At 68.6% G+C, this 13,499-nt stretch carries 16 protein-coding genes; 8 read left to right on the plus strand and 8 right to left on the minus strand.

What is annotated here, in order from left to right:
• The first annotated feature begins 1 nt into the window (after position 1).
• Both ASD78_RS18505 and ASD78_RS18510 read left to right on the plus strand, forming a co-directional pair.
• Positions 2-781, plus strand: a complete 780-nt coding sequence (locus tag ASD78_RS18505; protein WP_056104182.1) for a formylglycine-generating enzyme family protein — start codon at positions 2-4, stop codon at positions 779-781.
• Entirely contained in the window at positions 778-1,383 is a 606-nt protein-coding gene (locus tag ASD78_RS18510) for an SCO family protein (RefSeq protein WP_056104185.1), read from the plus strand. Before ASD78_RS18505 ends, ASD78_RS18510 begins: the two co-directional genes overlap by 4 nt.
• Before the next feature lie 248 nt (positions 1,384-1,631).
• Here the strand turns inward: ASD78_RS18510 and ASD78_RS20950 are convergent, their stop codons facing one another.
• From ASD78_RS20950 to rluD, 4 genes are read right to left on the minus strand one after another with little or no spacing between them, the layout of a single operon-like run.
• Entirely contained in the window at positions 1,632-2,069 is a 438-nt protein-coding gene (locus ASD78_RS20950) for a hypothetical protein (protein WP_156087872.1), read from the minus strand.
• Positions 2,070-2,082: 13 nt separating this feature from the next.
• Positions 2,083-2,880 (minus strand): hypothetical protein, encoded by a 798-nt coding sequence (locus tag ASD78_RS18515; protein ID WP_056104189.1) that lies wholly within the window; start codon positions 2,878-2,880, stop codon positions 2,083-2,085.
• Positions 2,880-3,734, minus strand: coding sequence for a peptidoglycan editing factor PgeF (gene pgeF, locus ASD78_RS18520; protein WP_056104192.1), 855 nt, complete (start codon positions 3,732-3,734; stop codon positions 2,880-2,882). The genes ASD78_RS18515 and pgeF overlap by 1 nt, the downstream gene beginning before the upstream one ends.
• Before the next feature lie 3 nt (positions 3,735-3,737).
• Positions 3,738-4,712, minus strand: coding sequence for a 23S rRNA pseudouridine(1911/1915/1917) synthase RluD (rluD, locus tag ASD78_RS18525; protein WP_056104196.1), 975 nt, complete (start codon positions 4,710-4,712; stop codon positions 3,738-3,740).
• Between the two features lie 80 nt (positions 4,713-4,792).
• Between rluD and ASD78_RS18530 the strand changes: the two genes are divergently transcribed.
• On the plus strand, positions 4,793-5,677 hold the full coding sequence (locus ASD78_RS18530) for an outer membrane protein assembly factor BamD (protein ID WP_056104202.1): 885 nt from the start codon (positions 4,793-4,795) through the stop codon (positions 5,675-5,677).
• Between the two features lie 204 nt (positions 5,678-5,881).
• On the opposite strand, the gene ASD78_RS18535 is transcribed toward ASD78_RS18530, so the two are convergent.
• The 4 genes from ASD78_RS18535 to ASD78_RS18550 all read right to left on the minus strand — a co-directional run bounded on the left by ASD78_RS18535 (position 5,882) and on the right by ASD78_RS18550 (position 10,711).
• Positions 5,882-8,065: a bifunctional (p)ppGpp synthetase/guanosine-3',5'-bis(diphosphate) 3'-pyrophosphohydrolase gene (locus ASD78_RS18535; RefSeq protein WP_055900337.1), complete on the minus strand. Its 2,184-nt coding sequence runs from the start codon at positions 8,063-8,065 to the stop codon at positions 5,882-5,884.
• Positions 8,066-8,418: 353 nt separating this feature from the next.
• Positions 8,419-8,718, minus strand: coding sequence for a DNA-directed RNA polymerase subunit omega (gene rpoZ, locus ASD78_RS18540; protein WP_055900332.1), 300 nt, complete (start codon positions 8,716-8,718; stop codon positions 8,419-8,421).
• A 289-nt stretch (positions 8,719-9,007) separates the two neighbouring features.
• Complete coding sequence (gene gmk / locus ASD78_RS18545) at positions 9,008-9,628, minus strand: guanylate kinase (RefSeq protein WP_055900326.1); 621 nt, start codon at positions 9,626-9,628, stop codon at positions 9,008-9,010.
• Between the two features lie 207 nt (positions 9,629-9,835).
• Positions 9,836-10,711 carry a YicC/YloC family endoribonuclease gene (locus ASD78_RS18550; RefSeq protein ID WP_056104204.1) on the minus strand — a complete coding sequence of 292 codons (876 nt, stop codon included), beginning with the start codon at positions 10,709-10,711 and terminating at the stop codon, positions 9,836-9,838.
• Positions 10,712-10,779: 68 nt separating this feature from the next.
• On the opposite strand from ASD78_RS18550, the gene rph reads away from it, so the two are divergent.
• From rph to ASD78_RS18575, 5 genes are all read left to right on the plus strand, one after another.
• Entirely contained in the window at positions 10,780-11,532 is a 753-nt protein-coding gene (gene rph, locus ASD78_RS18555) for a ribonuclease PH (RefSeq protein WP_056104295.1), read from the plus strand.
• A 23-nt stretch (positions 11,533-11,555) separates the two neighbouring features.
• Positions 11,556-11,936 carry a VOC family protein gene (locus ASD78_RS18560; protein ID WP_200944274.1) on the plus strand — a complete coding sequence of 127 codons (381 nt, stop codon included), beginning with the start codon at positions 11,556-11,558 and terminating at the stop codon, positions 11,934-11,936.
• Entirely contained in the window at positions 11,933-12,529 is a 597-nt protein-coding gene (rdgB, locus tag ASD78_RS18565) for an RdgB/HAM1 family non-canonical purine NTP pyrophosphatase (RefSeq protein ID WP_055900320.1), read from the plus strand. The genes ASD78_RS18560 and rdgB overlap by 4 nt, the downstream gene beginning before the upstream one ends.
• 4 nt (positions 12,530-12,533) lie before the next feature.
• On the plus strand, positions 12,534-12,830 hold the full coding sequence (locus ASD78_RS18570; RefSeq protein WP_055900317.1) for an antibiotic biosynthesis monooxygenase: 297 nt from the start codon (positions 12,534-12,536) through the stop codon (positions 12,828-12,830).
• Between the two features lie 124 nt (positions 12,831-12,954).
• Positions 12,955-13,497 carry a hypothetical protein gene (locus ASD78_RS18575; RefSeq protein ID WP_055900314.1) on the plus strand — a complete coding sequence of 181 codons (543 nt, stop codon included), beginning with the start codon at positions 12,955-12,957 and terminating at the stop codon, positions 13,495-13,497.
• The last annotated feature ends 2 nt before the right edge of the window (positions 13,498-13,499 follow it).

Consider the following 13,499-nt stretch of genomic DNA (forward strand, 5'->3'; position numbering starts at 1 on the left):
TATGCGCCGCCTACTCGCCGCGCTGCTGATCGTGCTCCCGCTCGCCGACCTCACCGCCGGCGATGCGGGCAGGCGCTACGTCGGGTTGCCAGGTGGGATGTTCAAATCGGCGCTGCAATACGAGGACGCCAAGCAGGGTGCACGTATCGCTCCGTTCGCGCTGATGCGGCGGCCTGTGACCAATGCCGAGTTCCTGGCCTTCGTCACGACGCATCCGCAGTGGCGTCGTGACCAAGTTGCGAGCGTCTTTGCAGAGTCTCGATACCTGTCGCACTGGCAATCGGCCACCCAACTGGGACCGGACGCCCTGCCCGAACAGCCGGTCACCTCGGTCAGCTGGTTCGCGGCCAATGCCTATTGCCAATCGCTGGGTGCCCGGCTTCCCACCTGGTCCGAGTGGGAATATGCGGCTGCGGCCAATGAGACGCGCCGCGACGCCCGCAAGGATCCGGCGTGGCGTGAGCGCATCCTGACCTGGTATTCCAGGCCATCCAACCAAGCCCTCCCACGAGCCGGGCTGCAGACGCCCAATGTCTATGGCGTACAGGATCTGCACGGTCTGGTCTGGGAGTGGACCGACGATTTCTCGTCTTTGCTGGTATCGGCGGACAACCGCAGCCAAGGCGATGCAGACCGGACGAAGTTCTGCGGCGCGGGCGCCCTGTCGATGGACGATCGCGATAACTACGCCGTGTTGATGCGCGTAGCGATGCTGTCCGCGCTCGAAGCCCGCGACATCACTGCCAATCTTGGTTTTCGTTGTGCGAGGAACAGCAAATGAAACGTTTAGCGATGCTGGTTGCATTGCTGTTCGCGGCGGCGACGCTGGCCGCAGCCCCGACTCAAACGCCTTTGCCCAGAGATTCGGTCTATCAGCTGCCTTTGCGCCTGATTGACCAGCACGGCAAGTCGTGGGATTGGCGCAGTAAGCGCGGAAAACCACAGGTCGTAGCGATGTTCTACACGTCGTGCCAATACATCTGCCCGCTGATCGTCGACAGCGGCAAAGCGGTGGAGCACGCGCTCCCGCCGGCCGATCGCGACCGGCTGGGCATCCTGCTGATCAGCATGGATCCGGCACGAGACGATCCCGCTGCACTGAAGGCTGTCGCCGATAAGCGCCATCTTGACCCATCGCGCTGGTCACTGGCCAGCCCGCAAGCCAACGATGTGCGCAGCGCAGCCGGTGTGCTGGGGGTGCGTTACCGCCAATTGAGCGACGGCGAATTCAACCACACCAGTGCGCTTGTACTGATAGATGCAGAGGGCCGTGTGATAGCCAAGACCGAAAAGGTGGGCAGTCAGGTCGATGCCGAATTCTTAGCCGAAGTACGAAAGATGATCACGGCGAAAAAGACGAATTTGAAGGGACGCGGAAACTAGCGTCATTTGGGGAGCATCCATGAAGCCAACTAAAGCCTTACGCACCGTTATTCACTAATGGCCGATGGTCCCCAATCCACCAACTTGTTTCGGAAAGGTCGTTAACCAAGCCCGGCTAGGACCCGCTGGCGCGTCTCTTCGTCAGTTAGCTTTCGGGCTGCGCGAAGATGTCGTAGTAGTGCATTGGTTGCATGGGACGCACTTTTTCGAGCTGGCCGGTGAAGAACCGGTCCTGGTGGAGTTCATCGTCACCGACGCCCAGGCCCGGCAATTGCTCGACCTGCTGGCAGCCGAGGGCCCTGCACCTGTTCTATGCCAAGCTGCCGACTGAGTACGGTGTAGCCGGGAAGCCCGATCCTTAGCGCTCTCCAACCTATAGGCAGTTTACGCGGCCAGATCAGGCCAAAACATCCGGATGCGGCGTCGCCGGCGATCTCCACTTCGATCGCGCCCGCATACGCCGGCGGCAACCGTGCCGCCCAGGCGCACAGGCGCGACAGCCAGGAGCGGCCGCGCTCGGCCACCACCTCGCCGCGATAGGCGCGCAGCCCCTGGCGACCGTGCAGGGCGCGCAGGCGCGCGGACAGCAGGTCGTAGCGCGGGCCCAGCACCTGCCGATACAGGCCGGGCGCGGCCGCCGTCGCGGCGACGGCAGGATGCGAGGTATCGGCGGGACAAGCGCTCATGGGCAGACGCAGCTCAGTCCGGCTTCGAGTACTCGCGACCGTCGTAGCTCAGGCGCTCGCTGCGCGTCTCCGACTCGGCGACGCTCTCCGCGCATTCATCGCCCTTGAGCGACTGGCGCGTGCTCTTGTCGACGGTGCGCAGGATCAGTCCGGCGTAACCGTGGTCGCGTTTGCCGTCGACCGCGAGCGTGCTGCGGCTGCTATGGAATTCGCCGTCGCAGCGGGTGTCCCACTCGCCGTTGTCGGCATCCATCTCGATATCGCGCAACACCGGCCGGATCGTAACGCCGTCGAGCACGTACAGGCTCAGCCGGGTACTGCTGTAGGGATTGGCGCGCGAGCCATTGGCGGAGTTCACCCGCACACCGAAGGCCGTGGTGCTCTCGTTGAGACGGTAGCGCGCCGTGTCCAGGGCGAGCCCGGTGATCCGGATCGCATCGGACTGCAGGGCATCGTTCTCGCGATATCGCTGGGCGATGCGCTCGTGCATCGAGTCGGCGACCAGCACTTCCAGATCGGCGCTGCCTTCGTCGTCGAAGGTGTTCTGGTGCTGCAGCATCACCGCGATCAAGGTCTTGTCCGGCGATGCCGGCCAGACCTTGCAGGCGACCTCGCCCAGGTTGATCCAGCGCGGCTCGGCGCCGGGCAGGCGCAGCATCTCGCCGTTGTCGCCGGTTTCGCCCTGGGCGCCGGGATAGGCGGCGGTGAGCAGCGAATACATGCGCGACTGGCAGTCCTCCGCGGCGAACGCCTGCGGGGCCAGCGCCAGCGACAGCAGCAGGACGGCGATACGGCGAAACGGTTTGCGCATTACTCGCTCCAGATGAGGGTGGCCATGCGGCCGCCGCGCTGGTCGCGACGGTGGGAATAGAAACGCTGCGGATCGGAGATCGTGCAAAAGCCGCCGCCGCGCAGGTTCGCGGGCACGAGGCCCGCCGCGGCCAGGCGGCGGCGGGCGAGCGCGTACAGATCGACGCGCCAATGCTGCGGGCGAGTCGCGACGAAGGCGTGGGCGGCGGCGCGGTCCTGGGTAACGAAAGCGTCGTAGACCTCGGCGCCGACTTCGTAATGCTGCGGGCCGGCGGCCGGCGCCAGCCAGGCGATCAGGCGCTGCGGCGGCGTGCGCATGGCCGCCACCGTCGCTTCGAGCACGCCCGCGGCAAGGCCGCGCCAACCGGCATGGGCGGCGCCGACTTCGCTGCCGTCGTCGGCCGTAAACAGCACCGGCAGGCAGTCGGCGGTGAGGATGGCGAGCACGGTGCCGGGGGTGGAGGTCACCGCAGCGTCGGCTTCGGGCTCCGGGGCGCCCTCGCCCCAGCCCTCTCCCGCGAGCGGGAGAGAGAGCGTTTGCGTGGCGGTTCGTGCGACCTCGCTCGCTGCCGCGTTTGCGAGATCCGCATGCAGCTGAGCGGCGCCGTCGAAACGCACGACAGCCACCCCATGCACCTGCCGCAGCCAGCGCGGCGGCGACGGCAAGGCCGCGTGTTCGATCAGGGCCTCGCGATTGCGCAGCACCGCCTCGGCCTCGTCGCCGGCGCGCAAGCCCAGATTGAAACGGTCGAACGGCGGCGCCGATACGCCCGGCCCCGTGCGCAGCGTGGTGAAGCCGCGCACGTTCGCCGGCGCGGGCCAGTCGGCAGGCAGCCAGGCGTCGCCGTCGCGCATGGCTCAGCGCGCCTTTTCGGCCGCGGCGACGGTGTCGTCGTGCAGGGTCTTGATCAGCGCGCGCATGTCGGCCGGCACCGGCGCGCTGCAGCGCACCGGCTCGCCGCTGACCGGGTGGGCGAACTCCAGCGTCTCGGCGTGCAGGGCCTGGCGACGGAAGCCGCGCAGGGCCTCGACCAACGCCTCGGTCGCGCCGCGCGGCAGCTTGAGCGGGCCGCCGTACAGCGGATCGCCGACGATCGGGTGCTTGAGGTGCTGCATGTGCACGCGGATCTGGTGGGTGCGCCCGGTTTCGAGCCGGCATTCCAGCAGGGTGTGGGCGCGGAAGCGTTCGCGCAGGCGGTAATGGGTGACCGCGTCGCGGCCGTCCTCGCGCACCGCCATGCGGATGCGGTCGCGCGGGTGCCGGTCGATCGGCGCATTGGCGGTGCCGCCGGAGACCAGCGCCCCCACCACCACCGCCAGGTACTGGCGATGCACTTCGCGCGAGGACAGCTGCTCGACCAGGGCGGTGTGCGCCGGCAGGGTCCGCGCCACCACCATTACCCCGGAGGTGTCCTTGTCGAGGCGGTGGACGATGCCGGCGCGCGGCAGTGCGGCCAGCGAGGGGTCGCGGTGCAGCAGCGCATTGACCAGGGTGCCGGCGGGGTTGCCGGCGCCCGGGTGCACGACCAGGCCGGCCGGCTTGTCGATCACGATCACGTGCTCGTCTTCGTACAGCACGTCCAGCGCGATGTCCTCGGGCTCGGAATGCGTCTGGATATCGAGCACGGCGGTCAGGGTGACGGTTTCGCCGCCGCGCACGGGATCGCGCGGGCGGACTTCGCGGCCGTCGAGGCGGGCATCGCCGGACTTGATCCAGGCGGCCAGCCGGGAGCGCGAATAGTCCGGGAACAACTCGGCCAGGACCGCGTCGAATCGGCGCCCGGCGGCGCTGTCGGGCACGGTGGCCTGGAGGGGGTTTACGGACTTGTTCATCGGATGGGCAGGATTCAGGGGCAAGGCGCAGGGACTGCTATTATCGGCTCTTCGTGCCTCCGGCGCCCGCGAACCTTGCCATGACCCTTCGTTTCGCCCCTTCACTCCGCCTCGTCCGACTGCTGTCCCTGTTGCTGATCGTGGTCCTCGCTGGGTCTGGCTGCGGCCGCCTGGGCAAGATGTTCAAGGACAAGGATGCGGACGAGGGCCAGCCGGTCGAAGCGCTGTACACCAAGGCCCATACCTCGATGACCAACGGCAACTGGGCCGCTGCGGAGGCCACGTTCAAGCGCCTGGTCGCGCAGTACCCCTACGGCCCGTACACCGAGCAGGCCCTGGTCGAGACCGCCTACGCCCAGTTCAAGTCCGGCAAGCACGACGACGCGATCAGCAGCATCGACCGCTTCATCCGTACCTACCCGACCCACCGCTACGCCTCCTACATGTACTACCTGCGTGGCCTGGTGAACTCCAGCCGCGACACGGTGTTCCTGCAGCGCGTGTGGCGCCTGGACGCCAGCCGCCGCGACCTGGCCACGCCGATGCAGGCCTACAACGACTTCGCCATCGTCGCCGACCGCTACCCCAACAGCCGCTACGCCGCCGACGCGCGCCTGCGCATGATGGCGCTGCGCGACACGTTCTCGCGCCACGAGCTCGACGTCGCCCTGTACTACCTGCGCCGCACCGCCTATGTGGCCGCGGCCGAGCGCGCCAAGTTCCTGCTCGAGACCTACCCGCAGAGCAAGTACCAGAACGACGCGGTCGCGACCCTGGCGGCGGCCTACACCGGCCTGGGCAACGAGACCCTGGCCGCCGACGCCAAGCGCGTGCTGCAGCAGAACGACCCCAATCACCCTTATCTGCAGGGCGACTGGCCGGACTATCCGAGCAACTGGCGCAAACTCAACCCGTTCGCGGGCGAGAAGTCGGCCCTGGACAACCAGGACCGCAACGCCAAGTAAGCCTCGGCTTACCTCGCGATGTTGCAGACGCCGCCTTCGGGCGGCGTCTGCGTTTGCGGGGCTCGGATTGCGGGAAGGCCCGGGGGCGCGAATGCGTCGTCATGGAGCCGATGCGGCTATCGCCGCATCCTGCGAATCGCGCAGATCGGCCTGGGTAGGATGCGGCGAGCCACAGGCGAACCGCATCGCGGACGCCGGCGCCACTTACATCCGCTGCACGCCCAACACCACGTTGAGCCGGCGCACGCGCCGCATCACGTCGGCCAGGTGGCGGCGGTCGGCGACCTCGATCGAGAACCGCATGATCGCGATGTTGGAATCGCGCTCCAGGTACTCGACGCGGTCGATGTTGGACTCGGCCTCGGCGATCGCCGCGGCGACCTGCGCCAACGCGCCGGGGCGGTTGTCGACCTCGATCCGAAGCGCCGCGCCGAAATCGCCGCTGACCTGGCGGTCCCAGCCGATCGGTACCCAGCGGTCCGGCGACTTGCGGTATTCGGCGACGTTGGGGCAATCCAGCCGGTGCACCACGATGCCCTTGCCGGCGGTGTGGTAGCCCATGATCTCGTCGCCGGGCAGCGGCAGACAGCAATTGGCGAAGCTGATCACGCCGCGCTCGGCGCCGGTGATCAGGATCTTGTCTTCGGTCAGGCGCGGGCGGTCGATCGCGCGCCCGCGCGGCTTGCCCGGGGTCTCGCGGGCGAGCGCCAGCGCGACCTGGTTGGGCATGCGGTTGCCCAGCGCGATATCGGCCAGCAGCGCTTCCAGACGCGGGTAGCGGCTTTCGCTCAGATACGCTTCCAGGCGCAGCGCCGGCACGCGGTCCAGCGAGGTCTCCAGCGCTTCCAGGGCGCGATCGAGCATGCGGTGGCCGAGCTGGACCGCGTCCTCGTGTTCGAGCTGCTTGAGCTGCTGGCGGATCGAGGTGCGGGCCTTGCCCGAGACCACGAACTCCAGCCATTGCGGCTTCGGCGTCGAGGACTTGGCGGTGATGATCTCCACGCGCTGGCCGCTGGCGAGCTTGGTCCGCAGTGGCACCAGCTTGCTGTCGACGCGCGCGGCCACCGCGCGGTTGCCGACATCGGTATGCACGGCGTAGGCGAAGTCCAGCGCGGTGGAATTGCGCGGCAACGAGAGGATGTCGCCCTTGGGCGTGAACAGGTAGACCTCGTCCGGGAACAGGTCGACCTTGACGTTTTCGAGGAACTCCAGCGACGAGCCGGTCGAACGCTGCGACTCGACCAGGCTGGCGATCCAGCTGTGGGCGCGGCTCTGGGCGCTGTTCGGGCCTTCCCCGCCGTGCTTGTAGGACCAGTGCGCGGCGATGCCGCGCTCGGCGATCAGGTCCATCTCCTCGGTGCGGATCTGCACTTCCACCGGCGAGCCGTAGGGCCCGAACAGCACCGTGTGCAGCGACTGATAGCCGTTGGCCTTGGGGATGGCGATGAAATCGCGGAAGCGCGCGTCCAGCGGCTTGTACGCCGAATGCACCACGCCCAGCGCGTGATAGCAATCGGGCACGCTCTTGACCACGACCCGGAAACCGAACACGTCCATGACCTGGGTGAAGCTTTTGTGCTCGTGGTGCATCTTGGTGTAGATGCTCCACGGCGACTTCACCCGGCTGATCAGGCGGTGCTGCAGCTTCTCTTTCGCCAGGCGCTGGGCCAGATGCGCTTCGATCTGCACCAACGACTCGCGCCGCACCACCGGCTGGGTGCGGATGCGCTTCTCGATCACCGCATGGCGCCAGGGATGCAGGGCGCGGAAGCCCAGGTCCTGCAGCTCGGCCTTGATCAGGTTCATGCCCAGGCGCTGCGCGATCGGGGCGTAGATCTCCAGGGTTTCCAGGGCGATGCGCTCGCGCGCCTCGGCGCTCTGCGCGCCCAGGGTGCGCATGTTGTGCAGGCGGTCGGCGAGCTTGATCAGGATCACGCGCAGGTCGCGCGCCATCGCCAGCAGCATCTTGCGGAAGCTCTCGGCGGCCGCTTCCTGGCGGTCGCGGAAGTGCAGCTTGTCCAGCTTGGTGACGCCGTCGACCAGCTCGGCCACGGTTTCGCCGAATTCGGTCGCCAGCCCCTCCCGGGTCAGCGGGGTGTCTTCGATGGTGTCGTGCAGGATCGCCGCGATCAGGGTCTCGACGTCCAGGCCCTGGTCGGCCAGCACCTTAGCCACCGCGACCGGATGGGTGATGTAGGGCTCGCCGGATTTGCGGGTCTGGCCCGCATGCGCGGCGGCGCCGATCGCCCAGGCGCGGCGCAGCAGTTGCCGCTGCGCTTCGGGCAGGTAGTGCGCGGACCGTTCGAACTCGCGCACATAGTCCGGCAGGTCCGCGTCTTCGTGGGCGGGGACCGGATAGGACTGCAGCGCGGGCTCGGCGGGGGTCATAAGAGCAATCTACGCGGGCGGCGGCGCGGCTTGCAACGCGGCCGCGGACGTTTCCGGCATCGGAAACATGAATATGGTGGCGATTACCGGAATCCGTATGCGCGGGCGGCTCGAGTTAACGGCGGCGGGCACGGTTCGTGCCGGCCGCCGGGCCGCCCGACGGTCTGCGGGAGCGGCGTGAGCCGCGATCGCGCGATCCCGGATCGGGGTTCAATCGCGGCTCACGCCGCTCCCACAGAAAGCTCCGTCCCGCGCCGTGACACGCGGCATCGTCCGCGCCCCGCATACGAAAACGGCCCCGCCGAGGCGGAGCCGTTGGGTGTCGCGGGCGCGGCCCGGAGGCCGCAGCCGGATCAGTCGTCGCCCTTGGACAGGTCGTCGTCGGCGACCACTTCGGCGGCGGCCCATTCCAGCGCCTCGCGCTCCTTGCGCTCGCGCTCGGACTTCTCGACCGCGTCGATGTATTCGGGGTTGATCTGGCGCGCGGCGATTTCGCGCAGCGCCAACACGGTCGGCTTGTCGTTGGCTTCGCTGTTGTCCAGCTGCGGCTCGACGCCGTTGGCCAGCTGACGGGCGCGCTTGGCGGCCAGCATGACGAGTTCGAAGCGGTTATCGACCACTTCCAGGCAATCTTCGACGGTGATGCGGGCCATGGGGCTCCTGGCGGCCGGTGCGGCCGTCTTTACAGCGGATGGGGACCGGGAAGTTTAGCGGCGCCGGCGCCCCAGAGCAAGAATAGGCGGCTTTCGGGGTTAAGAATCAAGCAGTTAACTGCCCAAAAGCAGCGCAACCCGGGGGTAGGAGCGGCGTAAGCCGCGACCGCGGCAGTAGGCTACAGCGTCGCTAAGCTGGGTTTGCGGGGCAGTCGGGTCGCGGCTTACGCCGCTCCTACCCCAAGGCGGAAGGCCGGGCTGGGCTGGGCTGGGCCGGGTCGCGCCCCGCTCAGCCCTCGTCGGCCAGCAGGGCGGTGATCAGGCGCGAATGGCGCGCCACCTGCGGTTCGCGCCGCAGCCGGCTGGCGACGAAGATCGCGCACATCTCGTCGACCGCGGTGTCGAAGTGCTCGTTGACGATCACATAGTCGAATTCGCCGTAGTGCGACATTTCCTCGCGCGCGGCCGCGAGCCGCTGCTGGATCACCTCTTCGCTGTCCTGGCCGCGGGTGCGCATGCGCGACTCCAGCGCCTGCCGCGACGGCGGCAGGATGAACACGCTGACCGCGCCGGGCACCTTGTTGCGGACCTGGCGCGCGCCCTGCCAATCGATCTCCAGCAGCACGTCGCGGCCGCCCGACAGTTGCGGCTCGACCGACTGGCGCGCGGTGCCCTTCCAGTCGCCGTGCACGCGCGCGTGCTCGAAGAAGTCGCCGGCCTCGACCATGCCTTCGAATTCCTCGGCGCTGACGAAGTGGTAGTGCTCGGCATGGCGTTCGCCCGGACGCGGCTGGCGCGAGGTGAACGAGATCGACAGGCTGATGTTCGGGTCGCGGGCCAGCACCGCGTTGACGATGCTGGATTTTCCGGCACCGGACGGGGCAGCGACGATATAGAGGGTTCCGCGCATGAATTCGCCTGTAGCTGGGGGCTAGTAACGAGTGAATAGGAATTGGGAACTAGTGCGGAGCGGCAAAGCACCCCTACTCGCTACTGCATAAACTGGTTACTGCTTTTACCGACCACTGCTTCTACTAGTTGCTGCTCTACTAGTTGCTGCTCTACTAGTTGCTGCCTCTACTGGTTGCCGCCCTTACCAGATGCTGCTTCTCCGCAGCTACTCGATGTTCTGGATCTGCTCGCGGACCTGATCGATCAGCACCTTCAGCTCCACCGCCGCCGCCGAACTGCGCGCGTCGACCGACTTGGAGCCCAGGGTGTTGGCCTCGCGGTTGAATTCCTGCAGCAGGAAGTCGAGCCGGCGGCCGACCGCTTCGCGCAGTTTCAGCACGCGGCGGGCCTCGGCGACATGGGAGTCGAGCCGGTCCAGCTCTTCCTCCACATCCAGCTTCTGCAGCCACAGCACCAGTTCCTGCTCGACGCGGCCCTGATCGAAACCGACGACGCCGCTGGACTGGGCCAGGTCGGCCAGACGCGTTTCCAGCTTGGTGCGCTGACCGGTGCGGATGCCCGGCATCATGCCGCGCACGTCGCCGGCGATCGCGGCGATGGCGTCGACGCGCTCGGCGATCACCGCCGCCAGCTTTGCGCCCTCGCGCTCGCGCGCGGCCAGGAATTCGTCCAGCACCCCGTCCAGCAGCTCCAGCGCCGCGATCTGCAGCGCCGCCGGGTCAGTGGCCGGGGTCTGCAGCACGCCGGGGAACTGCAGCAGGTCGGTGAGTTCGGTGCGCAGGCCCGGGAAACGCGCCTGCAGGTCGATCGCCAGCTCGCCCAGCTCGCGCAGGCGGGTCGGGTTGAGCTGCAGGGCGGCGGCGCCTTCGGGCGCGCGCAGGCGCAGTACGAAGTCGAGCTTGCCGCGGCTCACGCGCGCGGCGATGCGCTCGCGCAGCGCCGGTTCCAGCGCGCGCAGCTCGTCGGGCAGGCGCAGGCCCAGTTCGAGGAAACGGTGGTTGACCGAGCGCAGCTCGCAGCCGAGCGTGCCCCATTCGGTGACGCGTTCGCCGCTGGCGAAGGCGGTCATGCTGCGGATCATGCGGTGGTCCAAGGCCTACAGGGAGCGAATGGTAAACTCGCCGGCCACCAAAACGGTAACTCATGGCCATGACCGGCACTTCCGCCGCCCCCACCGACGCCGTCGCGCGTCCCAGCGGGCGCACGCCCGGGCAGATGCGCGAAGTCCGCATCGAACGCGCTTACACCGCCCACGCCGAGGGCTCGGTGCTGGTCAGCTTCGGCCAGACCCGGGTGCTGTGCACCGCCAGCGTCGAGAACAAGGTGCCGCCCTTCCTGCGCGGCAAGGGCGAAGGCTGGGTCACCGCCGAGTACGGCATGCTGCCGCGCGCCACCCACACCCGCAGCGACCGCGAGGCCGCGCGCGGCAAGCAGGGCGGGCGCACGCTCGAGATCCAGCGCCTGATCGGCCGCGCCCTGCGCGCCTGCATCGACCGCAAGGCGTTGGGCGAACGCACCATCACCCTGGACTGCGACGTGCTGCAGGCCGACGGCGGCACCCGCACCGCCGCGATCACCGGCGCCTACGTGGCCCTGGTCGACGCGGTGCGCTGGCTGCAGGCGCGGCGCGAGATCAACAAGGATCCGATTTTCGGCGCGGTCGCGGCGGTCTCGGTCGGCGTCTACCGCGGCGTGCCGGTGCTGGACCTGGATTACGCCGAGGACAGCGACTGCGACACCGACATGAACGTGGTCATGAACGACGGCGGCGGCTTCATCGAGCTGCAGGGCACCGCCGAGGGCCATGCGTTCCGGCGCGAGGAGCTCGACGGCCTGCTGGCCCTGGCCGAGGCCGGCATCGCCGAACTGATCCAGCACCAGCGCCAGGCCCTGGCCTCGTGAGCGGCGCCTCGCCGGCGCGCAGCCTGGGCGCCTTCACCCTGCTGGTGCGCGACTACGACGAGGCGATCGCCTACTACACCGGCGCGCTCGGCTTCGTCCTGCTCGAGGACACCGACCTGGGCGGCGGCAAGCGCTGGGTGCGGGTGTCGCCCTCGCCCGGCAACGAAACCGCGCTGCTGCTGGCGCAACCCAGCGACGCGACCCAGGCCGCGCGCGTCGGCGACCAGACCGGCGGCCGGGTCGGCTACTTCCTGCATACCGACGATTTCGCCCGCGACCACGCCACGATGAGCGCGCAGGGCGTGCGTTTCATGGAAGCGCCGCGCCACGAGGCCTACGGCACCGTGGCCGTGTTCGGAGACCTGTACGGCAACCGCTGGGACCTGCTGGAGCTGAAGCGATGAAACTGGTGTTGGCCAGCAGCAATGCCGGAAAGCTGATCGAACTGCGCGAATTGCTGGCCGACACCGGCATCGAGCTGGTCGCGCAGAGCGACCTGGGCGTGGAGGACGCCGAGGAGACCGCCAGCACCTTCGTCGAGAACGCCCTGCTCAAGGCCCGCCACGCCTGCGCGATCACCGGGCTGCCGGCGCTGGCCGACGATTCGGGCATCTGCGTCGACGCCCTGGGCGGCGCGCCGGGCCTGTATTCGGCGCGCTATTCGGGCGTGCACGGCGACGCCCAGGCCAATATCGACAAACTGCTGCTGGCGATGAAGGACGTGCCCGAAGGCCGGCGCGCGGCGCATTTCTACGCCGTGATCGTGCTGCTGCGCCACCCCGGCGACCCGCAGCCGATCATCGCCGAGGGCGTGTGGCCGGGCATCATCATCGACCAGCGCCGCGGCACCGGCGGCTTCGGCTACAACCCGGTGTTCCTGGACCCCGACTACGGCCTGACCGCGGCGGAGATGGACACCGAGCTCAAGAACCGCCTCAGCCACCGCGGCCGCGCCCTGGCCGCGCTGCGCCAGAAACTGCTGGACGCGATACGCTGAGCCCATGTTCGCGGTGCTTTGGCAGTATCGGGTGCGTCCCGGCTCGGAACCGGCGTTCGAGGCGCTGTACGGCGCCCAGGGCGACTGGGTCGCGCTGTTCGGCGCCCATCCTGGCTATCTGGGCACCGAACTGCTGCGCGACGAGTCCAGCGGCGAATATCTGAGCATCGATCGCCGGGCCTCGCAGGCCGACTACGACGCCTTCCTCGCCGCCGACGAGCCGCGCTACGCCGAAATCGACGCGCGCGGCGACGCACTGACGCTGTCGGAACGCCGGATCGGCCGCTACCGCGTGGTGTGACCGTCAAAGCCGGAGCGCGGCGTGCGTCACCGGCCGGCGCCACCCGCCCGCGTATCCTTGTCGCCACCGCGATCGTCCTCCCCCCAGGGCCGGCGCGCCCGCCCCACGAATCGAATCCGTCCGCATGCCGCATACCTTCCCGCTCCGCACCGCTAGCCTGGCTCTGGCCGGCGCGCTGGCCCTCGCCGGCTGCAGTTCCTTCGACGCCCTGTCGCCGCTGACCTGCAGCCGCAACGAGATCCGCGAACTCGGCGACGCCAAGCCGGCGCACCGCCGCTACAGCTTCCCGTTCCGGATCGAGTACGAACAGGACGGCCGCCGCGGCGTCGCCGAGAACAGCCTGGTCTGCGTCTACCTCGGCCGCGAATACCAGGGCGAGTGCGAGAACAGCAACCGCTGGAGCGCCTCGCTGGCGCGCGGTCCGGGGCTGCGGGTACCGCTGGGCACCGCGCGCAACGGCCGCCAGGTCGCGTTCGACCCGGGCGATTGCGAGCTGCTGGTCAACCACGGCCAGGACCAGCCGGCCTATCTGGTGGTCGGCCGCGACGCCGGCGAGGCCGACGACGCGGCGATGCTCGAACCGCTGTCGATGCGCCGCGACTACGGCATCCGCATCGTCGACTACCGCATCGACCTGAGCGCGCGCCAGCCGCAGGCGGCCAGGTAGAG

Origin of the sequence: Lysobacter sp. Root667, assembly GCF_001427715.1 — a bacterium.
Lineage (GTDB): Bacteria > Pseudomonadota > Gammaproteobacteria > Xanthomonadales > Xanthomonadaceae > Lysobacter.